The sequence below is a fragment of the Lacinutrix sp. MEBiC02595 genome (assembly GCF_053601555.1).
On sequence record NZ_JBSHNU010000184.1, the window covers coordinates 89,376 to 113,440 of the forward strand.

Below are 24,065 nucleotides of genomic sequence, written 5' to 3' on the forward strand. Positions count from 1 at the left end.
TACCTTTATAGATAAAAAGGTTCCATATGACAGGTTTTCCAAAGTGTGATTTTAAGAAATATTTTTTAGTAATCATTATATTTTTATTTGCACTACATAGTAAAGGCCAAGATTCGCGGTTAGGTGAAAATGTGTGGTATTTACAAAATGTAATTGTTAATGGTCAAAATAATTATCCGCCATCTAATGCCGAAGTTGCATCGGTTTCATTATCATTCTTTGCAGGTTTTGATTTTGAGACTAACGTATGCAACCTTCTTAGTGGAAATCTAATCTTTGATGATGCTTTATCTACTTTTACATTTTCAGAATTATATCAAACGTTGATTGTATGTGATATGCAAGAAAATAGTAGTTTTGAAAGTCTTTATTTTTCTAATTTTTATTTTGCGAATCAATCCGGTGCATTTACATATAATATAGTGCAACTTATAGATAATACCTATACATTAACTATTACTACTAATAATGGGGATCAAGCAATTTACGGAAGCGCTTTATTAAATACAAATAAGCATATAGCTTCTAAAATAAAGTTGTTTCCTAATCCTGTTATGCATTCGCTAACTATAGATAAAACGAAGGATCTTTTAAACCTAAAACTTACGGTTTATAATGTGAAAGGGCAAAGGAAGCTTTCCCATAAAATTGCTTCTAGTACTACTACTAATTTAAATGTGAGCAATCTAGAATCCGGAATATACTTTTTTGTTTTTGAAACTGAAAATGGCGAAATAGAAACTAAAAGAATAATTAAAAATTAATCCCGTTTTTTATTATTGAATAAAAATAGTATCTGTTTTCTTCATGTCTTCCAAGCGCTGAAGGGCTAATACTAGTTGGCTGGCATCCCAATATCCATATTCAAGAACTATTTTTTTATCAATAAATTGATAAGTAATATGAACCGGCATTTCAATTTTTTTATTGTTCTCTAAAAGATTGCCTTCCCAGATTCCCCAAAAATTCACCCAGTTTTTTCCACTATCATCCGTAACCATTTCAAACTCTCTTCTGTTTTCTTCAAAAGCTCTAGTTAAAAAACTGGAATCATTCCTTTTATGATATTCCGGTAAACTTTTTGCAGTAAAAAATTGATCTCTTGTGTTGTAATATACTTTCGCGGTGTCGGCATATTTCATCGTTAAGCTATCCCATTTCTGGTAGTCATAATTATTTATAACCGCTTTAACAATGTCAATTTCTGGAGAGTTTTGCGTGTATCGCTGTTTGTTACAGGAAACTATTAGTAGTAATACGAATCCTATTATAATACCTTTTTTCATGAAACTAAAATTTAAATGAATAAACCGTTTCCATAAAGAAATAGGAAGATTGTTAATGATAGTACATGTGAGGCAATGTATGCTTATTTCGATTAGGAGTTTTATAAAGATACCAAATAAAAGATGTTAAACCTTGATTTTTAGCGAATTAATTGTTAGTACCGAGGTTTGTTGAAGTAAAAGGTTTCCATATTTTACTTAAAAAATCTTTCGGTTTCGTAAATTATTTCCGAATACAATTAAGCAGTTAATCGTTTATAGTCGCTCTTTATACTAATATTTTAGGTTGTCTGTTTCCTTTTTGTACTTTTAGAGTACTATTAATCAATATTAAAAAAATGAAAAAAAAATTACTTTATCTGGCTTGTTTCGCTACTAGCTTCACTTTTTCCCAAAGCATTGCAACCTTTAATAGTGTGCACATGTCTAATTATGCTATTGTAGATGGTGCAGTAGATCAAAGCCCAATGGGAGCAAGCGCTACTTGGAATTTTACAAGCTTAACTGATGCGGGTAACTCTACAGATACCTATGCTGGACCAACCACGGATCAAACAAATACGTTTCCTGGAACAACAAATGTGTTTTCTTCAGGTGATAACGATATTTTATTTAAAAGTGTGGCTGGTGAACTTTTTATTACCGGAGCAATAACGCCCGACTTAGAATTAAATTATAATGACGATAATGCGCTTATTGGTACATTTCCATTAAGTTTTGGTTACAATAACACCGATCTTGTTGAAGGTACTTTCACTAATCCAGATATTTCTGGCGAATTTACTGGTGACATTGTAAAGACAGTAGATGCTTATGGAACGCTTAACATGAATGATGTTGGTGTTGGAGCTTATAGCTCGACGGTTACTAGATTAAAAGTAGTTCAAACAGTTAATTTAGGTCTTCCTCCTTTTTTACCTAACGCAGGTACCGCGACACAAACGTCTTACTATTATTATGATAATGGTAATGGTAATTTAGTTTTTAGATCTAATACGGTGCATATTGTAATTCCAATTGCAAGTGTGGACGAAACTACTACTATTAATGAAGCATATTTAGTCACTTTATTAGGGATTAACGAAAATGCATATAATGAGATATCCGTTGTTCCTAATCCGGTGCATTCTGTTTTAAATATAAATTTAAAAACACCAAACCCTATTAAAACTATTGGTATTTATGATATTAATGGACGACAAGTTCTAAGTACAACAAATAATACAACAGCTATCGATGTTGGTGTTTTGCAAGGCGGAATGTACCTTGTAAAAGTAGAAACAGATAGCGCAGTGTTTACTAAAAAGTTTATTAAAAAGTAATACTTCGTTTTATAGAAAAGGCATAAAACCTGAAAAGTTAACTTTTTAGGTTTTGCATTTTCATTTGTTTTCGTAGTTGTTTTATGGTAAGTGTACTGCCATCATGACTCCAACCAGGAGCCGCAAAAGCATACATGAATTTATGGGACCAGTTTTTAGATTTTTTCATATCGTTCCAAATATCTTTGTATTCATGTGTTAAAATAACAAGTGGATTATAGGAGTTTGGCGCATGAGTAACTCCGTATTTAATTTCAATATTCTCATCTAGCTCTTTCCAAGTACCAAAAATTTTATCAAAAATATTTAAAAAGCCACCATGGTTTTTATCCATATACTCTATGTTTTGTGCATGGTGTACTTGATGCATAGTATGCGTGTTGAATACTTTTTCAATAATACCTAATTTAGGAACGTAAACGGTATGTAATTGAAATTGCCATAGCGATTCTATACCTAAACAAACGACTACCATTTCAGGCGGAAAGCCAATAGCGGGCATCCACATGTAAAATAAAGGTTTGTAAAAAAGAGTAAACCATCCGTTTCTCACAGCTGTCCCTAAATTAAAATTATTGGAAGAATGATGCACAATATGGGCAGCCCAAAGAAAGCGTACATTGTGGTTTTGTCGGTGAAACCAATAATAACTAAAATCGTCGCAAAGCTGGCATATAAACCAAACATACCAAGCGTATCCAAAAGACTCGTATCCCATAATATTGGTGTGTACACCAGCTACTATTGGGTTGAAAAGGTTGTAAATAAAGTTAAATAATACAATGGCTGCAATGGTTTTAGTAAGTGGCGCTATAATAGCAGAACCAACACCCATAGTTACACTTGCCCCTAAATCTTTCCATCCGTATAATTCTTGATTACGAGGTTCTTTACGGTGTTTGCTATAGCTTAACTCTAATAAAATGAGTCCTAAAAAACAAGGTACGCCGTAAACTAAAGGGTTAGTGAAATCCATTAAATTTTATTTTTAATTTCAAAAATACCTTGATTTTGCTGGAAAAACGCAGATAAATGGTTTTTCTTACGAAAAAAAAATCCGTTTTAAGAATGTGCTGTCTTAAAACGGATTTATATTGTATAATTAAAGTGTCTTATTTCACTAAAACATTTTCCTTTTTTTTGCTAGAAGGACCTATTTCTATTTCAATCTGATTTTTCAGTATATCATCAAAAGTTTCTCTTTTTCTAATTAAGTGCGCTTTGTTATTTAGCCAAAGTACTTCTGCTGGACGATAACGCGAATTATAATTGCTAGCCATCGAATAGCAATACGCTCCTGCGTTTTTAAAAGCTATAATATCTCCTTCGTTAATTTCAGAAATACGTCTGTTATTCGCAAAAGTATCTGTTTCACAAATATAACCTACAACACTATAAAAACGTTCTCTTCCTTTTGGGTTTGAAATGTTTTCAATTTCATGTTGCGACCCATAAAGCATTGGTCGTATTAAATGATTAAATCCAGAATCTATTTGCGCAAAAACTGTTGAGGTTGTTTGTTTTACCACATTTACTTTCGCTAAAAACTGACCAGCTTCACTCACCAAAAATTTCCCTGGCTCAAAAGCAAGCGTTAATTCTTTTCCGTATTCTTTGCAGAAATCATTGAACCGTTTAGTGAGTTTTTCTCCAAATTCTTCAATATTTGTTTCAATGTCTTCTGCTTTATAAGGCACTTTAAAACCAGATCCAAAATCAATAAAGTCTAACGTTTTAAAGTGTTTAGCGGTTTCAAATAAAATCTCACTTGCATATAAAAACACATCAATATCTAAAATATCACTTCCGGTATGCATGTGAATCCCGTTAATATGCATTCCTGTGTTTTCTACAATACGAAGGATATGTGGTATTTGATGGATGGAAATTCCGAATTTACTATCTATATGTCCTACAGAAATATTCGTGTTTCCTCCAGCCATTACATGCGGATTGATACGAATGCAAACCGGTGTTTTTGGATGCTTTGTACCAAATTGTTCTAAAATAGAAAGGTTGTCTATATTAATTTGAACGCCTAATTTTGCAGCTGTTTCAATTTCTTCTAAGGAAACACCATTCGGAGTAAAAATAATTTGATCTGGAGTAAAACCAGCGGTAAGTCCTAGTTTTACTTCTTGAATAGAAACCGTATCTAATCCGGCTCCTAAGGATTTCATTAATTTTAAAATGGAAATATTAGATAGCGCTTTAACAGCATAGTTCAGTTTTACCTGCTTCACCTTTTTAAAAGCAGAAGTTAAACGTTTATATTGAAAAGCTATTTTATCTGCGTCATAAACATAAATCGGACTCCCGAAATCTTTTGTTATCTTTAATAATTCGCTGTTTTCCATGTGTGATTTTTTTTCAAATATATTTTTTTTTAGGCTTATAAAAATGAAAATAACATAATATTACACATTTTAAACATATTGTTAAATATTTAACAATATGAGATTTCTATAGTTTGTTCGTTTTTTAATAATTAAATATTAGGGTAAGTTCTTGTGATTATTTACTTTTGTTTCATTATAAATTCTTTGAAGCTTTTGGCGAAAGAGAACTAACAATTTTACTTTAAACAAGATGAATTTACACGAATATCAAGGAAAAGAATTATTAAGCAGTTTTGGCGTACGTATTCAAAGAGGAATCGTTGCACAAACCGCTCAAGAAGCAGTTGCTGCAGCAAAAAAAATGACGGAAGACACAGGAACTGGTTGGCACGTGATTAAAGCACAAGTTCATGCTGGTGGACGTGGTAAAGGTGGAGGAGTTAAGCTTGCTAAGAGCTTACAAGAAGTAGAAGAAATTGCTGGACAAATTATTGGAATGGATTTGGTAACACCTCAAACTTCTGCGGAAGGTAAACGTGTACACCAAGTTTTAGTTTGTGAAGATGTTTATTATCCTGGAGATTCTGAGACAGAAGAGTATTATATGTCTGTACTTTTAAATAGAGCTACAGGTAAAAATATGATTATGTATTCTACAGAAGGTGGAATGGATATTGAAACGGTTGCAGAAGAAACACCACATTTAATATTTCATGAAGAAATAGATCCTGCTTTAGGAATAATGGGTTTTCAAGCTAGAAAAATAGCGTTTAACTTAGGTTTATCTGGTGTTGCTTTTAAAGAAATGACAAAATTTGTAACTGCATTATATACAGCTTACGTAGCGTCTGATTCTTCTTTATTTGAAATTAACCCAGTTTTAAAAACAAGTGATTCTAAAATAATGGCTGTGGATGCTAAAGTATCTTTAGATGACAATGCATTATATAGACATAAAGATTTAGCTGCTTTACGTGATTTACGTGAAGAAAATGCAATTGAAGTAGAAGCAGGTGAACATGGACTTAACTATGTAGATCTTGACGGTAACGTTGGTTGTATGGTAAATGGTGCAGGACTTGCAATGGCAACAATGGATTTAATTAAGCAAGCAGGTGGTGAGCCGGCTAACTTTTTAGATGTTGGTGGTACTGCAGATGCTGCAAGAGTAGAAATTGCATTCGAACTTATTTTAAGAGATCCAGCTGTAAAAGCAATCTTAATTAATATTTTTGGTGGTATTGTTCGTTGTGATCGTGTTGCTCAAGGTGTTATTGATGCATACAAAAACATGGGGAATATTGAAGTGCCAATTATTGTTCGTTTACAAGGTACTAATGCCGATATTGCGAAAAAATTAATTGATAATTCAGGATTAGCTGTAATGAGTGCTACAGAGTTTCAAGAAGCTGCAGATAAAGTACAAGAAGTATTATCTAAATAAATTTCAATGTGATGCAGAACTAGTTTCTGTATTTCATAAATATATAGAAAAGAGCAACCATTTGGTTGCTCTTTTTTTTGTCTTAAAATGGGAAATGACAGATACGTTTTCTTTAAATTTTGGTAAGTATAGACCAAAAAAAAGAGCAACTAATCGTTGCTCTTTTTTTGTATCTTATTCTTTGTTGGCGTATCGCTTATTTTTTTCTCTCCTTTTTTTGGCATTGGTCCACGTAAATGAATCACTAAACCGTTAAGGAAATTTCGTAAAATCTGATCGCCACATTCCATATATTTTGGATGGTCTTCTTTTCTGAAAAAAGCATTAAGTTCACTTTTTCCGATTCTAAAATCTACTAATTCTAGAATTTTTATAATATCCTCATCACGAAGTTTATGTGCTACTCTTAGTTTTTTAAATATGTCATTATTAGTCATAGTAGAATTTTAATTTTTTTGGTTAGTTTTAGAAGTGAAAATCGTCTGAAACATGTAAAACAAAGGTGTTGTATGTTGTTCTATAAGATTTTGTTTCTATGAAACTAGTATAAAAGCGATGAATTGCTCTTTTTTTTTCGACAAGATACAATATATCAACGATTATAAAAGAGGGATTATATCTAACTTTATAATAATTAATTAATTCCTCATAGTAATGGTAAATAGGGTAGAAAAACTATGCCTTTTGTCGGAAATGATTGCATTTGCAAAATGCGACAAGATGATAAAAAGTATAGAACATAAATTTTTATTAGGTGTAGCGAAGCAGTTACATATTTCTCGTGAAGATTTTGATTATCTTATAGCAAACCCTATCGATTATACCCATTTAAAATCACATAGCGAGCGCATTGTACAGTTTCATAGGTTGGTTTTACTAATGAGTATTGATGGAGATATTAATGATAAAGAAATTATTAAACTCCATAATTTTGGTTTGCGAATGGGTTTAAACCATGAGTCTATTAATAAGGTATTGTACTTGATGGAGAGCTTTCCAAATAAGATGGTGCCACCAGATGTATTGATCGATATTTTTAAGGTACAGTATAATTAAGGTAGGTTCTAAATGGAAAAGCCTTTTGGTGCATTCCATTTGGTTAGTGGGACTTATTCCGCTAAAATGCGGAATCTTCTGAATTAAGCTAAAAATTTCTTTGAAAAGAATATCCGTAAAAAAAGTTTTCTCGACAAGCTCGAAATGACATAGGTTTCAGTCATCAGTCATCAGTCATCAGTCATCAATAGGTAAGGCAACATTTTCGTCTTTGTTCGTAATTTCTCCGTGCAACTTTGTGGATCTTTGTGAGTCTCTGTGTAGTAAACTATTGCAGTCGTCGGTCATTAGTTATAAATTAGGCCTTCAGTGCTTCCAGTTTACCTTGGTAGCTTTTAATTTCATCACGTAGTTTTGCAGCAACTAAAAAGTCTAATGCTTTGGCAGCTTGCTCCATCACTTTTCGTTTTTCACGAATTTTCTTTTCCAGTTCTCCTTTACTTAGATATTCGCTTTCTGGTTCTGCAGCTCTTGCAGCTTCTAGTTCGTAACTATAGGTACTTACCGAGTTTTTCGATAATGCACTATCCAAGCTCTTATTTAATGCTTTTGGTACTAAGTTATGCTGGGTGTTATATGCGATTTGTTTTGCACGTCTGTATTCGGTTTCATCAATCGTTTTTTGCATGCTTTTGGTAATTTTATCGGCATACATTATTGCTTTTCCATTAAGGTTACGTGCTGCACGACCAACCGTTTGGGTTAAAGACCTTGCCGAACGTAAAAAACCTTCTTTATCTGCATCTAAGATCGCAACTAAAGAAACTTCTGGTAAGTCTAAACCTTCACGTAATAAATTCACACCCACCAAAACATCATAAATACCGCGACGTAAATCTTGCATGATTTGAACTCGCTCTAAAGTATCTACATCACTATGGATGTAGTTTACTCGGATAGAAATTCTGCTTAAATATTTGGTCAATTCTTCCGCCATACGTTTGGTAAGCGTCGTTACTAAAGTACGTTCGTCTTTTTCTATACGTTGCTGTATTTCTTCAATTAAGTCATCAATCTGATTTAAACTTGGTCGCACTTCAATAATCGGATCTAATAAACCAGTAGGTCTAATGACTTGCTCTACATAAACACCATCCGTTTTTTCAAGCTCATAATCTGCAGGAGTAGCACTCACATAAATGACTTGATTTTGAAGTGCTTCAAACTCTTCAAATTTTAGAGGTCTATTGTCCATGGCAGCAGGAAGTCTAAATCCATATTCTACCAAGTTCTCTTTTCTGCTTCTATCTCCTCCGTACATAGCATGAACTTGTGAAATAGTTACGTGACTTTCGTCTACAACCATTAAATAATCTTCTGGAAAATAATCTAACAAACAGAAAGGTCGCGTTCCCGGCTCTCTTCCGTCAAGGTAACGCGAATAGTTTTCAATACCAGAACAATAACCAAGTTCCCGAATCATTTCTAGATCAAATTCGGTACGTTCTTTAAGTCGTTTTGCTTCTAAGTGTTTTCCTATTTCTTTAAAATAATCGTATTGTTTTACTAAATCGTCTTGAATACCTCTAATGGCTCCTTGTAAAATGTCTGGAGAAGTAACAAACATATTTGCAGGATAGATAGTCAGTACGTCATATTTTTCAATAACCTTATTGGTTTGAATGTCGAAAGATTCGATTTCCTCAATTTCATCGCCAAAGAAGTGAACGCGAAAAGCATCATCAGCATAACTTGGAAATATATCTACCGTATCTCCTTTTATTCGGAAGTTTCCATGATTAAAATCTGCTTCGGTACGCGAATACAAACTTTGTACTAATTGGTGTAATAATTTGGTACGAGAAATGACCTGATCTCGTTTTAATGTAATGACATTTTTTTGAAACTCTACCGGATTCCCAATACCATATAAACACGAAACGGAAGCAATAACAATGACATCACGACGACCAGAAAGGAGGGAAGAAGTGGTACTTAATCGCATTTTCTCTATTTCTTCGTTAATAGATAAATCTTTTTCTATATAAACACCAGAAGTTGGTATGTAGGCTTCGGGTTGGTAATAATCATAATAAGACACAAAATATTCTACAGCATTTTCTGGAAAAAACTGTTTGAATTCACTGTATAATTGTGCCGCTAAAGTTTTGTTATGTGCAAGAACTAAGGTTGGTCTTTGTGTTTCTTCAATAACATTAGCAACTGTAAATGTTTTACCAGAACCTGTAACACCAAGTAAGGTTTGGTATTTTTCATGGGTGTCTAAACCATGCACTAATTGTTTTATGGCATTTGGTTGATCTCCAGTTGGTTTGAATTCCGATTCTATTTTAAATTTCATAAGTTATTGGCATGCTAAGCTACAACGCAGCAACAAAAAAAAGGTTATTATTCCGTATTACCTGTGTCGAAAAGCATAGTTTAAGCTTACGGAATGACAAATGTTTCCATCTGTAATTCAGCTAAATTACTTAAAGTTACTTTAATATAAAATGTAAGACTCCGAAAACTTTATAGATTATCTTTTAAGTGTAAAATGCCCTTTAAGTTCTTCTCCGCTATGTAGTGTGATTAAGTACCAATAATCATTGGTTTCTAAATTATAACCTCGGTATGTTCCATCCCAAAATTTAGAACTCGGCGAAACTTGCTTTAGAAGTTTACCGTATCTATTAAAAATTAGGATTTCTTTAATGGTATTTTGAGTATCTGTTATTAACCAGGTATCATTAAAGGTATCCCCATTGGGTGTGAAAAATAAAGGAATATTTATTTCTTGAATACTATCGATTGTAAACGGAATAGATTTTACTACACAACCATTTTCATCTTGAACCACTAAGGTGTGTATGCCATTTGCAAGATCTGTAAACGTTGGATTTGTTTGCGTAGCTCCAGTGTCTACTGCGTAGATATAGTTTATGGACGTGTCTGTCATACTAACCGTTAAAGTATTTTCAATAATGGTAATATTAGAAGCATCCAGTGTGAAATCTGTAGCTGGATAGATGGTTACATCAAAAGTGGTTTCATTATCACAAGTATTAGGAGCAGTCCCGGATATATTATAAATAAAAATAGTTTGCGATGTAGTGATCATATCACCAGCATTAAGTGGTGTTCCGCTACCATTGCTTGCAGTAAAATAGTTTCCGTTAGTAAGTATTGGTAAGGTGTAACTTGTACAAACTGCTTGATCAGATAAAGTATCTACAGGAGGATTCCCGGTTACCGTAATGGTGAAATTAGATTCGTTAGAACAAGTGTCAGGAGCAGTGCCAACTTGGTTGTAAATAAAAATAGTTTGTGTAGCTGTAATGTTATCGCCAATGTTCAGTTGTGTTCCGCCACCATTGGTTGCTGTGTAATAGTTTCCGTTGGTAATAGAAGGTAGTGTGTAACTTGCACAAACAGTTTCGTTAGAAACGGTATCTACAGGAGGCGTTCCACTTACTGTAATGGTGAAGTTCGTTTCGTTATCACAGGTATTAGGAGGCGTTCCAGATATATTATAAATATAAATAGTTTGCGATGTAGTGATCATATCGCCAACATTTAATTGCGTTCCTCCACCATTGGTTGCGGTATAATAGTTTCCGTTTGTTAATGTAGGTAAGGTATAACTTGTACAAACCGCTTCACTAGATATGGTATCTACAGCAGGATTCCCGGTTACCGTAATGGTAAAATTGGATTCGTTAGAACAGGTGTTAGGAGCAGTCCCAACTTGGTTGTAAATAAAAATAGTTTGTGTGGCTGTAATGTTATCTCCAATGTTCAGTTGTGTTCCGCCACCATTGGTTGCTGTGTAATAATTTCCGTTAGTAATAGAAGGTAAAGTGTAACTAGCACAAACGGTTTCGCTAGAAACGGTATCTACAGGAGGCGTTCCGCTTACTGTAATGGTGAAACTCGTTTCGTTATCACAGGTATTAGGAGGTGTTCCAGAAATATTATAAATAAAAATAGTTTGCGATGTAGTGATCATATCGCCAACATTTAATTGCGTTCCGCCACCATTGGTTGCAGTATAATAGTTTCCGTTTGTTAATGTAGGTAAGGTATAACTTGTACAAACCGTTTCGCTTGACAGTGTATCGACTTCCACATTACCAACATGTAATTGCGCCGCATTCGTAACTAAATCACAACTAGTCGAATTGACTTCGCAATAATATTGATTCGCATCAAAAGTTAAAGGCGCATTGGTAATAGTTAATGTATCTGTTGTAGCTCCAGAATAATTTGCATCATTGACTACGTTTACCCAGTTTCCTGCACTGTTTAAAACTTTCCATTGGTAGGTGTATGTTTCGGTACCAGAGATAGAAATTGTAAAAGTAGCAGTGCCATTTTCACAAATGGTTTGTGAAAATGGATTTGTAATCGTTGGCGTATTATCCGGAATTGGATCTGCAGTATGCGAACCTAGATCGGAGCAATCTTCATTAGAATTTATAGACCAATCACTAGCAGTATAAGTAGTTTGGGTTACGGCAGCATCGGGGTTTCTAATAATGGTATATCCTTTATCTGCAGGAGCATTAACAATATCGATTAAGGTACCGTTTTTAAAAAGTTTAAATTCATCATTTTCGTTAATTCCTGTGCCAACATTAAAATCAGCAGTTAATGAAGGGCAATCTGATCCACCACCTAATATAATAATAAAAGTATCTAATGGAGGAATGGTACCAAGTACGTTATACGTATTACTTGGAGCAGCGTTTCCAATATCACCAAAACGCTCAATAATATAAACGCCATCTAAAACAATAGGAGTATTTGTTGGATTATATAATTCAATAACCGCATAACTTCCGGAAAACGCATCATAAATTTCAGAAATATAAACATCCGCAGTAGTACATTCGGAAGCTAATAACGTAAAGTCTGTTGCCGAGTTTCCTACACAGCCACCAGTACTAGTAATAGTTATATTAGAAGATGCTGAAATTCCAGCAGGAATAAAAGCTTCAATTTCATTATCGTTAATTATCGTGAAACCTGTACTTATTCCGTCGAATGCTACTGTTGCTGCAGTAGTGAAATCACTTCCGCTAATGTAAACTAATGTGTCTTCTGGTCCACTAGAAGGGAAAAAAGAAGTTACAACTGGAGCAGGACATATTGCTTCTAATTTTAAAACCCATAAATCTTGGTCACCTTTAGGGTTTGCAATGTCTCCATTAGTAGATTCACTTAAGCCAGTAAAAACATGCCCTCCATCATTTGTTTGAACAATGTTATATCCTCCATCTTTATTTGTTCCTCCAAAGGAAGATTCCCAAATAATATTACCCAAACTATCTGTTTTAACTATCCAAGCATCACTTGAATCACCTGATAAACCTGCATTTCCATTATGATTAGATACATATTGGTCATTAGAATTCGAAAAGTGTATTAACGTATAACCATTATCTGCATCTTGTGACATAGAAAATAGTAATTCGTCATGTAAGCCTCCAAAAGGTTTTTGCCACTCTATGGAACCATTAACATCTAATTTTGTGATATAAGAATCTGGATAATAAGATGTAAGAGTTCCATTAACGATACCATTAGTAGAAGATTGGCTGGAGCTTACTAGAAAGCCATTATCATTTGTGTTAATTACGTTTACTCCTTCAACGGTAGAAAATATGTTGTTATTCCAAGATTGTTTCCAAGTAATAACTCCATTAATATCTAGTTTAACAACCCAACTACCATTAGAAATACCTTGTAATGGTAATCTATCTCCATCTGAAGAATCGGATTTTCCAGAAACTAAATAACCATTATCTGTGGTTTCAACAATAGAAGTAGAAATATCTATATCGGAGCCACCAATAGCATTTTTCCACATTATATTTCCTGAAGCGTTTAACTTTAATACCCAAAAATCATAATTACCATGAGCTCCTGTTACATCTCCATCATTAGAGTTTGAATAACCAGTAACTATAAAGTTTCCATCAAAAGTTTCTTCCACTTTTCTACAAAAATCATAACCTGTTCCTCCAAATGTTTTTTCCCATTGTAAATTACCTAAACTATCAATTTTAAAAATCCAATAATCTGCACTACCTTTATTAACAGATACATCAAAATCATTAGAGTACGAGGTAGCAGATATAATATAGCCTCCATCTGAAGTTTGATCTACCCAACTAACATTATCATTAAGAGAACCTCCATACGTTTTTTTCCATATGATATCTCCATCTGGATTTAATTTTAATAGAAAAACATCATAACCTCCATTATTTGAAGTAACATCTCCGTCATTGGAATAGGTATCTCCTGCAACTAAATATCCTAAATCTGTTGTTTGTATTATTTTTTTACCTAAATCGGCCTGCGTTCCACCGTAATTTTTACTCCATGCTATGTTTGGAACTTGTGCAAAAGTATGCAATGCTGCTAATAAGAAAAGTAATGTAACTTTTTTCATTCTATCAATTTTATTTTAAGTAATTATGAACCTTAATTTAAAGTTAGGTGACTGTTTTTTAATGTTTTAAAGCAAAATGTCCTTGGTGTATTTTTCCATTAGAAAAAGTAGCAACAAACCAATAATCTGAAGTTGGTCAGTTATTACCATCAAATGTATCATCAAAACCTGAATTTTGTGGGTTTTCTTGTTTTAAAGGCGTTGCTTGCATTGTAAATAAAAAAAGTACAAATAAAAACAAGTAAAAGTTTAATAGGTTTCATTAGCTATAATTAGGGCGCAAAAATAATTAATATTTAATTTCTTACGTTATGTGATTGTTACCTTATAAAAAAAAGGAACCTTATTTGAAAAATAAGGCTCCTAAATATATAATAAAATATTAGATTAATAAAGAATACTTAAACTATACGTTATTTATTAAGGTATACCCAACCTATATATCTTTGTTTTGTAGCATTGGCATCGTTAAGGTGTAATACATAAAAGTAGGTTCCTACAGGGAGTGTTTTATCTGTACTTAAAAGACCTTTATTCGCTTTTCCGTGCCATTTATTATCGTTGTTTCCTTTGAAAATAAGTGATCCGTAACGGTTATAAATTTCTAGGCTATGATTTGTGTACGTGTCATAAAGTCCTTGAATATTAAACCATTCGTTAATTCCGTCTCCATTTGGAGAAAATCCGTTAGGAATTACTATGGCATCCAGATTAACAAGAACCTCAAAAGAAATAGATTTAGAAACACAACCATTTGCATCTTCCACATAAAGCGTATGTGTTCCGTTAGAGAGGTTGGTAAAAGTTTCGTCTAGTTGAAAATCTCCACTATCGACTGCATACATATAATTAATTGTCGTATCATTCATTGTTACTGTTAATACATCTTCATTTACAGTAAGGTTATTTGCTTCAAGCGTAAAATCTGTAGCAGGTAAAATGGTAATATCAAAACTAGTTTCGTTAGTACATGTAGCTACGGAATTGTATATATAAACCGTTTGTGAAGTGGTAATCACATCACCAGCAATAAGTGTTGTTCCCGTTCCATTAGTTGCTGTGAAATAATTACCATTCGTTATTGTTGGTAACACATATTGGGAACATGCTTCGGCATTATTAAGTGTGTCTACTAAAGGCGTTTGATTTATGGTAACGGTAAAGCTAGATTCGTTAGAACAATTGTTAGGTGCAGTACCTAATTCGATATAAATATATACTGTTTGCGACGTAGTAATTACATCACCAGCAGTTAATGGAGTTCCTGTTCCGTTGGTTCCTGTAAAGTAATTGCCATTGGTTAAAGTTGGTAAGGCATAGCTATCACATGCCGTTTGATTTGCTAGTGTATCTACTGTTGGCGTGCCATTTACTGTAATTGTAAAACTGTTTTCGTTGGAACAAGTACCTGTAGCATTATAAATATAAATGGTTTGTGTCGTTGAAATTACAGCACCTGCATTTAAAGCAGTTCCAGAACCATTGGTTGCCGTAAAATAGTTTCCGTTAGTAAGTGTTGGAAGCGTATATGAAGTACATACCGATACATTAGATAAAGTATCCACGCTTGGAGCAGGAGTTATTGTAACAATAAAACTACTTTGGTTGGTACAAGCACCTGTTACATTATAAATGTAAATAGTTTGTGAAGTCGAAATAATATCGCCAGTAGTAAGTGCAGTTCCTGTTCCGTTAGTTCCAGTAAAATAATTACCATTAGTTAAGGTAGGTAAAGTATAACTTTCGCAAACCGTTTGATTGGTTAAAGTATCTACAGCAATAATACCAATTTCTAATTGCGCTGCATTGGTTATCAGTGTACACGAAGGCGAAGTGATTTCGCAATAATATTGGTTATCATTAAAACTTACAGGAACACTATTAAGGGTTAATGTACCCGTTGTAGCACCTGAATAATTCGCGTTATTGTTTACGTTTACCCAGTTTCCGGAAGCGTTAAGTGTTTTCCATTGGTATGAAAATGTTCCAGAATCTTCGGAAGCTGTAAAAGTAGTTGTCCCATTTTCACAAATAGATTGTGAGGTTGGATGCGTAATGTTTGGTGTGTTATCTGGAATAGCATCTGCAGTATGTACACCTAAATCGGTACAGTTTTCTTGAGGATTTATAGACCAATCGTTGTTATTATACGTTGTTTGCGGAATGGTAGCATCTGCATTTCTAATAATACTATATCCTCTTTCGTCTGGAGCATGCACATTATCTATGATGACACCGTTTTTTAAAAGTTCAAATTCATCATTGTCATTAATACCTGTATCAATATTAAAATCAGCGCTTATGGAAGAACAATCAGAACCACTACTTCCCATTTGAATAATAAAAGTACTTAAAGGAGCTATGGTACCAGTGATATAATCAAAGTTATTCCTAATGTCCGTACTTCCTATATCTCCATATCTAAGAATAACATATGTATTATCAATAACGATAGGAGCATTGGTTGGGTTATACAATTCTATAACCGCGTAATCTCCTGCAAAGGCATCATAAATTTCGGAAATATAAATTTCTGCCGTAGTACATTCTGAAGCTAACAACGTGAAGTTTGACGTAGATGTTCCTGTGCAGCCTCCGGTACTTATAATGGAAATAGTGGAAGAATCGCTAGTTCCTGCAGGAATAAAAGTGGTTATTTCGGTATCACTAATAATATTAAAAGTAGTATTTACTCCTCCAAAGGTTACAGTATTAGCTGTGTTAAAGTTACTTCCAGTAATGGTAATTAAGGTGTTTTCTGGTCCTGAAGAAGGCGAGAAAGAAGTGATAATAGCAGCAGGACATTCTACTGTTGTATTACTGTTTTTAACAAGATTGGTATTGCTAGATGTACTAGTGGTAGTAAATAATAAAAGCGCAATAGAACAGAATAGAGTAATAGTTTTTTTCATTAAATAATTTTAAGGATGGTAAAAATAATAAAAAATATAATAGACAATGTGATGCTATTGTAAACAATAATTAACGCACTAAAGCGAAATGTCCTCGGTAGGTTTTTCCGTTAGAAAAACGAACGACAAACCAATAATCTGACGACGGTAAATTTTCGCCGTTAAATGTACCATTAAAACCTTGACTTTGCGGCTTTATTTGTTTTAAAAGTTTGCCATACCTATCAAAAATTTGAATAATCATGGTTGCTTTAAAATCTAAATCGACACCTAATGGCATCCAAGTTTCGTTATAATAGTCCCCATTTGGTGTGAAATACGAAGGGAAACCTAAAACGTAAATAATTTCTTCGACGGTACCGCAACCATTTTTATCTCGTATGTACGCTATGTGTTCTCCTGCGGAAATATTAGTAAAAATAGGACTGTCTTGGTAGTTGCCATTATCATCATCTAATGTGAATTCGTAATCTCCAATTCCTGAAACGGTAATAGTAATCGTATTGTTTGGCGCAACACCAGAAACAGAAACGGATTCTACAAAGGCTGTATCTTTAGGCTCTACAACGATATCTCTAGTAGCGGAACAGCCATCTGGATGCGTTACTATTACAGTATAGGTACCAACTTCATTAATGTTTATGGTCTCGCTTGTAAAAGGTGTAGGTACAGTATTGAATAGCCATTGATAGGTGAAATCTCCAGGAGCACCAAGGAGTAAACCAGCTTCTAATGGAATAGTGTTTGGGTACGTATTTAAACAGTAGTTTGTGGTTTCGTCTGCTAAAAGAATCGGTGTGTATTTCATCGATAGCATTACTGTACTAACTGCAAAACAACTGCTTCCGTTGGTGATAAGCACATAAATGGTTTCTGTATTTTGAATCGTATTGGTATAGTTGCCGTTGATGCTATTTGTTGCTGCTAGTAAGTCTGCTTCCGAAGGAAAAAATGTAATGGTAGATCCGGCAGGAACTTGTGTCTCTATTTGGGAACGCAGTAGGTTTAAATCAAATTCCGTAAAACCATCTACAGGAAAATTATCACATGCTTCAAAAGGAGCAATAGTAACGACGTTATTTGAAATATCTAATACCACTTCCGCGACAGCGTAACAACCAAACTGATTTTGTACACGCGCAAAAACGGTTTGTAACACCATCGTGTTTTCGAAAACTGTTGCACTTAGTATTTCATCTATTTCATCTTCTGCATCTACAGCATATAGATAGAAATTAGTGACAAAATCTCCACCAACGGTGACGATATCTTGTTGCGCATCGAATAGGTTGTAGGTTGTAATTCCGTCTTGATTTAAATCACAAGCTATTAATGTGGCGTCGTTTACAATTGGTTTTGTTCCATATTCTACAGTGATTTCTCCAGACGTTACGCAGGTAGTAGGATAGGTAATAGTAATGCTATATGTACCAGCATCTAGAATGGTATAGGTTGGACTAGTTGCCCCTGCAATTGGTAAACTATTTTTAAACCAAGTATAGCCTGTAGCTCCAGTTTGGGTAGCATCTAGATCTAAAGTTTCGTTTTCACATAAAGAGTTTCTAGTAGCAAAAAGTCTATCTATACCAAGATCAATATCCGAAGTAAAACTTCCAGCTTCTAAAAAAACAGCAGAGTCATATCTATAATTTTGCTCATCTGCAATTACTAGTTTTACATGATAGGTAACATTAGGAGTAATGGTTGCTGTAGCGGTTAGTACAGTGGTTTGTCCGTTGAAATTTATTGGAGCAGAAGCGTTGTTCCAACCACCAAAGAAAGTTTCATTAATTGGGTTGCAAGCACCTGGAATACCAGAATGCACTGTGGTTACTTTTACAGGCGTGTTGGTTCCTGGAACTAATGCTATATTGGTGTAGTTTGTAGAAGTTGTTGGACGAATTAAAAAGCCAAACAAATCGGAGTACTGACAGGTATTATTATTTCCTTCTTGGTATTCTTCGGAAGCAAATAAATAACGAAAGCTTATTTGGTTACTTAGCGATTGAAAATCAAATTCTAAAATGGTTGCGTTTATAGTATTGTTTTCGTTTAAAGCAGTTTCTAGATCATTATCTCCAGACCAACCTGGGGCATCATCATCGCTTAAACTACTATTAGGACCCGGAACATTAGATAATCTTCCGGTGCTTAAAACCAAACCATTTGCTATAGGAAAGGTGGTTCCGGAAGCATCAAAATAACCATAACTTTGGTCTGTTCCATTAAAATTACCACCTTCTACATTAGTAACAACAACATTACTAATACATTCACTATTAATTAAAATGTCTTCAATAAGTTGTTGTGGCGTGTAGGTAGTATGATCTACTTGTATGTTTTGCGAGAATAGCAAACAAGTAAAAAGAGATAACAAAACCGTAAAGCAATTCTTCATTACATATAATTGGATTGCAAATATAAAGAAGTGTTACGTTTTATAAGGAAAATGATATGTTAAAGAAATTGGGATTTGTATTTATCGCTTTAGCGTAAAGTTTCCTTTAAGTTCAAACTTTTTACCGTCTTGTATTACTTCTGCAAGAAACCAATAATCACTTGTTGGCATGTTTTGTCCTCTGTAGGTTCCGTCCCAACCTGGAGAAGTATGAGAAAGTGTTTTCAATAGTTTTCCGTATCTATCAAAAACATAGACAATGGTTCCTGTAAGTTGATTAACACCAGTAATGTGCCAAGTATCATTATAGCCATCGTTATTTGGTGTCATGAATAGTGGCGTATCTATAATTATAATTTCTTTAGTAGTAGACGCACAACCATTGGCATCTAAAACGGTAATAACATGTGGTCCAAGTGTTACATTATTAAAAAAGTTAGATTCTTGTGCAGGACCATTATCTAGAATGTAGAAGTAATCTCCAATACCACTAATAGTAACCGTAATATTATTAGGATCTGAAAAATCTACTTGCTCGGTAAACTCAATAGTTGCTTGTTCGGATTCTATTACATTAAAAGTTGCAAAAGTGGTACAACCAAAAGCTGTAGTAACCGTTACCGAATAACTTCCTATTGCTGTTATTTCAATTTCTGAAGTTGTAGCGTTTGTAGACCAAGCATATGTATCATTAGTAAATCCAGTGTTTGCGCTAACTATTAGTGGAAGACTTTCTAAACAGATGGTTTGGTCTTCAATTTCTAGAATAGGTTTTCTGTGTACAATAGTATTAAAGTTTGTTACCGTATAACATAAGGTAGTCTTGTTTTCTAAACGTATGTAAAAGGTTTGTCCATCAAAGGCAGCATAGTTTAAATCTGAAATAGCATTTTCGTTAGTATTTGCTTCGTCTTCTAATTCAAAATAAGTAACTGTAAAATCATTTGGATTTTGACTGCCTAAAACGATGGCAGTTTGTTCTTCTAAATTAAACTGTTGTATTTCGTCATAGTCATCATCACAGGCTTCTAAATCGGTTAACGTATTAGCTATCGGACTACTATTTACTTGTAGAACAAAAGAAGAGGTAGCGTGGCAGTTTGAATTCGTGTTTTCTGCTCTTACATAAATCGTATCATTATTAGAAAGATAGGTGTAATTTGTGTTTAACGGATTTTGTGCATTTTCAGCATCATTAAGATTACTATAAAAAGTGACAGCAACGTTAGTAGTATCATCTATTAAGCTTTCTGTTGTTTCGGAAAGATTAAAGGTGTTGTCTTCATTATCACAAGTTTCTACATTTGAAATTGTATTTATTGTTGGCGGCACGTCTACAATTAGCTCTATTGGTACAGCGACATAACATAATGAAATGGTGCTTGTAATTTTAATATATGCGGTTTGCGGATTGGTAGTATTAGTATAGTTGCTTGGGTTGTTTATTATATTGGTATGTGCTTCTACATCGTTAAAAGAGGGATGGTATGTTATTGCAATATCATCTTGTCTTACTCCTAAAACATCAATTTCTACAGCTGTTAAATCAAAATTTGTAAGTCCGTCGGTATCCGTATCGCATTTTCTTAATGGACCTGTAGGGTTTACATTTGGTACTTGTATAATATTTAATCCGAATTGTGAAATACCATGACAATAGGTTCCGTTTTCTATTCTTGTATAAATTTGTTGCGGATTATCTGTGTTTTCATAGATCAGCGGAAGGCTATTCTCTTCATTTTCTGCATCATCAAAAGAAAGGTAAAATGTAATGGTTAAATTTTCGGTGCTAGAAGCAGACATTTCAGCTACCTTTTCAGAAAAATCAAAGGTTTCTATTCCATCATTGGCAATATCATCACAAACTATAAAATCCACTGGAGCCGTGAATTCAGGAATCAATCCTACTTCAATTTCAAAAGAAGTGGTGTCAAAACAATCGTGGTCTGAGTAATTTTCTACGCGAATAAATATTTCTTGTGGATTTTCGGTGTTTTGATACACTGCGTTTTTATCTATTATGTTTGTTCTGTCTATTGCGTCTTGTGCGGTTTCAAAATATAAAACCTGTTTCCCAGGTTGTCCATTTAAGATTTCCGCATCTTTTTCATTAAAAATAAAATCTCCTGTTTGATCGCCATCTGTTTCACAATGTCTAAAATTAGTAATTGTAGTAAAGACAGGTTGTGTGTTTACCGTTATTTCAAAAATAACAAGAGCGAAACAAGTGGTGATATCACTTTCTACCCGTGTATAAATGGTTTGCGTATTTGCGTTGTATGCAGTTGTGTTAGTAATAGCACCAGTATTTGTATTTGCATTATTTTCGGAAGTGTGAAAAGTGATTGTTAAATTAGAAGTGCTGGTTACTATTTCCGCTATTTTATCCTCTAGATTTACTAGGTACAAAGCATCATAATCATCATCACAAATAACAATATCGTTGGGTTGCATAACTGTAGGAGCAGGAATCACTTGTATTTCTAACTCGGCAACATCATAACAGCCTGTGGCAGTATTTCTAACTCGTGTATATACTATTTGCGGATTTGTTGTGTTTGTGTAAAAAGGAGGTAATGCGTTTTCATTATTATCTGCATTTTCTTCTGTTAAAAAATATTTTACAGCAGCATTTGCGATGCCATCACTTACATAATCGTTAAAATCTTCTAAAGAAATAGCGGTATATCCATCATCATCTGTATCGCAATAATCCACCGTGTCTAATGGTTGAATAATGGTTGCTGGATCAATAATTAAATTAATGTTTGAAAAGTAAATACATTCAGGTGTTTCAATGGTAACATATAAAGTATGCGGACTCTCTGTTATTGTGTAAAGTACCGACTTGTCAATTTCGTTTTGATCATTGGTTTGGTCGTTTTCTGTTTCATAAAAAGTAACAGTAGCGTCTTCTATATTATTTGCAATTATATTGCCAACAGTATCTAAATTAAATTCAACAATACCATCATTAGAAGCATCGTCACATTTACTAAAATCTCTAATAGCAGTTCCAGATTGTAATAAGTTTGCATGTAACTCTACTGTAGATATAGAAGCACAACCGGTATTGTTGCTTACCACTCTAATAAATACAATTTGTGTATTTGGTATTGTATTATTAAAATTTTGATAATCTATAATTGGGTTATCTCCCGTTTGTGCATCTGCATACGTTACATGAAATGTTACGGTAACATCTGTTAAGCCTTCTAATACATCAGGGATTATGGTAGATAAATCAAAAGAAGCTAAACCATCATCATCTGGTTCACAAGCGTTAATTTGCTGCGTGTCTGTGTTAATATCTGGATTTTCTAAAACATTAATAACTAGTGTTGTTGTGCTCACACAACCAGTAGAAGTATCGACAACACTTACAAAAAGTTGCTCTGTTGTGCTGGTATTTGGATACGGCATCGCAATTGGATTTGCTGCAGTATCCGCGTCTATTTGCGAGTAATGATAGTTTACAATATATCCCGTGTTTCCGCCAGTAATTTCATCGTTTTTCACCGATAAATCTATCGTTGTAAAACCATCTGAAGTAGCATCATCGCAAACATCTAGTTGTGTTGGATCTATAATTGTTGGTAAGGGATTTACTATTAAATTAAAAGTAGAAAATGCTAAACAACCATTATCTGTATCTTCAATTCTTACATGAATTAGTTGTGGATTCGTTCCGTTTATAATAGGAGCAGTAATTGCATTGTTTCCGGCTTGTGCGTTAGAATTTGTATAGTGGTAACTTATATTGTAATTAGACATTGGAACAGATGCTAAAACTTCGGCATCCATTGTAGAAAGATCGAAGGTCTCTTCTTCATCATTACTAATATCGTCACAGATTTCGTAATCTTCAATATTTTCAGCAGATTGTTCTGAACTTAATGTGACAAGGATTTCATCTGTGATCTCACAAATGGTACTACCAATTGGCATCGTTACTACAACTTGATATAAACCAGACTGTGTTACGTTTTTTATATGCGGTGGTGTTTCGTTAGGGATTAAAGTGCTATTTAAAAACCATTCATAGGTCGCTAAAGGGTTTTCTGTGTCGGCATTTAGGGAAACGGAATCGGCACATGTTGTAATATCTGGGCCTAAATCTACCGTAGCATTAAAACTATTTCCTTCAATAAAAACAGCAGAATCATAATTTTGATCGTCTTGATCTGCAATTACTAACTTTATATGATATTGTACATTTGGTAGAATAGTTGCTGTAGCAGAAAGCACCGTAGTTCGTCCATTAAAATTCGTGTCGCCAACGTTATAGCCGTCAAAATACATTTCGTTTTCGGCAGCACAATGACCAACAATTTCGTCGTGTATGGTACTTGTGTTTACCGGTATGTTAGTTCCTGGTACCACTGCAATATTGGTATATGTAGTTGTGTCAACTTCTCTTAAAAGGAATGCAAAGCCATCCGAGTATTCACAAGGATATGTTGCATAATATTCTTCGGAAGCTAAAATATAATTGAACTGAATTTGGTTGGTAACCGACACAAAATCGAATTCAATAGATGTTGCATTTACGGTGTTTGAAATACCAAGAGCCGTTTCTATATCTGGATCTGTTCCCCAATTTTCATCTCCATCATGCATGTTATTGGCATTGGTGGAATTACCAGCGGAAACCGAATTCCCTGTAGATAATAGAATCCCGTTTTCAAAAGGGAAATTGGAAGTTCCTTTTTCAAAATAACCATAACTAGTTAGTCCATTGATGCTTCCGTTTACATTAGAAACTATATTGGAAACTTCTACACAACCTTGAATTAGATTATTCTCTATAAGTTGCTGGGGTGTTTGTGTGTTGTCTATTGAAATTTGTTGCGAAAACGAGTTTTGCAAAAAGCAGCTGCTTACTAAAAGGCATGTGAATAGTAGCTT

13 protein-coding genes are annotated in these 24,065 nt (G+C 33.9%); 4 read left to right on the forward strand and 9 right to left on the reverse strand.

Annotated elements, in window-relative coordinates; genetic code table 11:
• The first annotated feature begins 26 nt into the window (after window positions 1–26).
• Window positions 27–764 (forward strand): T9SS type A sorting domain-containing protein, encoded by a 738-nt coding sequence (locus ACVCZW_RS05060; RefSeq protein ID WP_452231816.1) that lies wholly within the window; start codon window positions 27–29, stop codon window positions 762–764.
• 12 nt (window positions 765–776) lie between these two features.
• On the opposite strand, the gene ACVCZW_RS05065 is transcribed toward ACVCZW_RS05060, so the two are convergent.
• Complete coding sequence (locus ACVCZW_RS05065) at window positions 777–1,286, reverse strand: nuclear transport factor 2 family protein (protein ID WP_452231817.1); 510 nt, start codon at window positions 1,284–1,286, stop codon at window positions 777–779.
• A gap of 338 nt (window positions 1,287–1,624) precedes the next feature.
• Here ACVCZW_RS05065 and ACVCZW_RS05070 point away from each other — a divergent pair, with 338 nt between their 5' ends.
• Window positions 1,625–2,608, forward strand: a complete 984-nt coding sequence (locus ACVCZW_RS05070) for a T9SS type A sorting domain-containing protein (protein ID WP_452231818.1) — start codon at window positions 1,625–1,627, stop codon at window positions 2,606–2,608.
• A 37-nt stretch (window positions 2,609–2,645) separates the two neighbouring features.
• Here the strand turns inward: ACVCZW_RS05070 and ACVCZW_RS05075 are convergent, their stop codons facing one another.
• Both ACVCZW_RS05075 and lysA read right to left on the reverse strand, forming a co-directional pair.
• Window positions 2,646–3,584, reverse strand: a complete 939-nt coding sequence (locus ACVCZW_RS05075; RefSeq protein ID WP_452231819.1) for a sterol desaturase family protein — start codon at window positions 3,582–3,584, stop codon at window positions 2,646–2,648.
• 136 nt (window positions 3,585–3,720) lie between these two features.
• The gene (gene lysA / locus ACVCZW_RS05080; RefSeq protein ID WP_452231820.1) at window positions 3,721–4,965 is read right to left on the reverse strand and encodes a diaminopimelate decarboxylase; all 1,245 of its coding nucleotides are present in this window, start codon (window positions 4,963–4,965) and stop codon (window positions 3,721–3,723) included.
• A 232-nt stretch (window positions 4,966–5,197) separates the two neighbouring features.
• On the opposite strand from lysA, the gene sucC reads away from it, so the two are divergent.
• Window positions 5,198–6,391, forward strand: a complete 1,194-nt coding sequence (gene sucC / locus ACVCZW_RS05085; RefSeq protein WP_452228890.1) for an ADP-forming succinate--CoA ligase subunit beta — start codon at window positions 5,198–5,200, stop codon at window positions 6,389–6,391.
• A 149-nt stretch (window positions 6,392–6,540) separates the two neighbouring features.
• Here sucC and ACVCZW_RS05090 read toward each other — a convergent pair whose 3' ends face one another.
• Window positions 6,541–6,828: a DUF1456 family protein gene (locus ACVCZW_RS05090; protein WP_452228889.1), complete on the reverse strand. Its 288-nt coding sequence runs from the start codon at window positions 6,826–6,828 to the stop codon at window positions 6,541–6,543.
• Window positions 6,829–7,045: 217 nt separating this feature from the next.
• Between ACVCZW_RS05090 and ACVCZW_RS05095 the strand changes: the two genes are divergently transcribed.
• Complete coding sequence (locus tag ACVCZW_RS05095) at window positions 7,046–7,447, forward strand: TerB family tellurite resistance protein (RefSeq protein ID WP_452228888.1); 402 nt, start codon at window positions 7,046–7,048, stop codon at window positions 7,445–7,447.
• Window positions 7,448–7,745: 298 nt separating this feature from the next.
• Here ACVCZW_RS05095 and uvrB read toward each other — a convergent pair whose 3' ends face one another.
• From uvrB to ACVCZW_RS05120, 5 genes are all read right to left on the reverse strand, one after another.
• Entirely contained in the window at window positions 7,746–9,749 is a 2,004-nt protein-coding gene (uvrB, locus tag ACVCZW_RS05100; protein WP_452228887.1) for an excinuclease ABC subunit UvrB, read from the reverse strand.
• Between the two features lie 177 nt (window positions 9,750–9,926).
• On the reverse strand, window positions 9,927–13,847 hold the full coding sequence (locus tag ACVCZW_RS05105) for a T9SS type B sorting domain-containing protein (protein WP_452231821.1): 3,921 nt from the start codon (window positions 13,845–13,847) through the stop codon (window positions 9,927–9,929).
• A gap of 413 nt (window positions 13,848–14,260) precedes the next feature.
• Window positions 14,261–16,759 carry a T9SS type B sorting domain-containing protein gene (locus tag ACVCZW_RS05110; RefSeq protein WP_452231822.1) on the reverse strand — a complete coding sequence of 833 codons (2,499 nt, stop codon included), beginning with the start codon at window positions 16,757–16,759 and terminating at the stop codon, window positions 14,261–14,263.
• Between the two features lie 70 nt (window positions 16,760–16,829).
• The gene (locus ACVCZW_RS05115) at window positions 16,830–19,157 is read right to left on the reverse strand and encodes a choice-of-anchor L domain-containing protein (protein ID WP_452231823.1); all 2,328 of its coding nucleotides are present in this window, start codon (window positions 19,155–19,157) and stop codon (window positions 16,830–16,832) included.
• A gap of 81 nt (window positions 19,158–19,238) precedes the next feature.
• Complete coding sequence (locus tag ACVCZW_RS05120; protein ID WP_452231824.1) at window positions 19,239–24,026, reverse strand: choice-of-anchor L domain-containing protein; 4,788 nt, start codon at window positions 24,024–24,026, stop codon at window positions 19,239–19,241.
• Window positions 24,027–24,065: the final 39 nt, after the last annotated feature.